The following is a 954-nucleotide window of genomic DNA, read 5'->3' on the forward strand; positions in this document are numbered from 1 at the left end:
TTCCCTGAGCTATCGATGTACTGAGCGTACCAATACACTTTGTTGGCGATGGTTTTGGATACGACGGAGACGTCACCGACAGCATCATAGCCAGAGGGGTCTTCTCCGCAGGACTCCGCATGCAGGCACATCTGCTGTAATTCAGCATATATAGTCTGTATAACCAATGGGTGATATTTGATTTCGGTCATGATGGACTCCACGCGTTTTATACTCAACTTGGCAATAGTGAGTATAAAACGCGTTTGCCGCCCAAACAAATGGTTTGCGTTTGCACGGAAATCTTTAATGGCTGGCCAGCGCGATCTGGCGTTGGGCTTGGCCAATACAAACTCAACCACCTAGCACACATTGACGTCCTCTCCGCAATAATGTTTAGCTTCTGCTCAAAAAGGAAGCGTCCCGAAGGCCGCAGTTAATCCCTAAGGTTTCACCACAAGTTATACGGGGACAAAATGACACAAACAAGAATGGCTCTTGAAACGTTATTCCTTTCCCTTGTACATGACCAGTTCGGCTTCAGCACGAACCGCCCGCGTTCCTCTCGGCCATTACTCGTTCAGTCCCTACTGCTGAAAGTCAGGCTTCGCCAACAGAAAGTTGAGCCTGTGCAGAAAGTCAGGCTTGGCCACCAGAAAGTCTGGCCTGACCACAATAATGTTCAGCTTCTGCTCAAAAAGGAAGCGTCCCGAAGGCCGCAGTTAATCCCTAAGGTTTCACCACAAGTTATACGGGGACAAAATGAGACAAACAAGAATGGTTCTCGATTAGCTGGCTAACCACCGGCATACGGTTTGGGTTCCGACGGAAAGTTGTTTGCTGATTTCTCGATAATTTAACCCATTAGCACGCAACTCCACCGCCCGCATCCTCTGTTCCTCCGTCCCCTGCGCCCTCATTCCCTTTTCTCTGCGCATAGCCGGTTTCCTTTCCTGGTCTCTCACCCGATCCCGC

2 protein-coding genes are annotated in these 954 nt (G+C 49.7%); both read right to left on the reverse strand.

The genetic code is table 11. From position 1 onward, the window contains the following. A partial coding sequence (locus HAP95_RS09360; RefSeq protein ID WP_215883967.1) for a hypothetical protein occupies positions 1–191 on the reverse strand: 191 nt, incomplete at its 3' end. A gap of 576 nt (positions 192–767) precedes the next feature. Next, on the reverse strand, positions 768–917 hold the full coding sequence (locus HAP95_RS17500; protein ID WP_368356572.1) for a helix-turn-helix domain-containing protein: 150 nt from the start codon (positions 915–917) through the stop codon (positions 768–770). Between the last annotated feature and the right edge of the window lie 37 nt (positions 918–954).

Origin of the sequence: Acidithiobacillus sulfurivorans (assembly GCF_018853815.1) — a bacterium.
Classification (GTDB): Bacteria; Pseudomonadota; Gammaproteobacteria; order Acidithiobacillales; family Acidithiobacillaceae; genus Acidithiobacillus; species Acidithiobacillus sulfurivorans.

Coding starts and splice junctions, on each gene's coding strand:
- HAP95_RS17500 (WP_368356572.1), bottom strand. CDS start 917: ATGCGCAGAGAAAAGGGAATGAGGGCGCAGGGGACGGAGGAACAGAGG.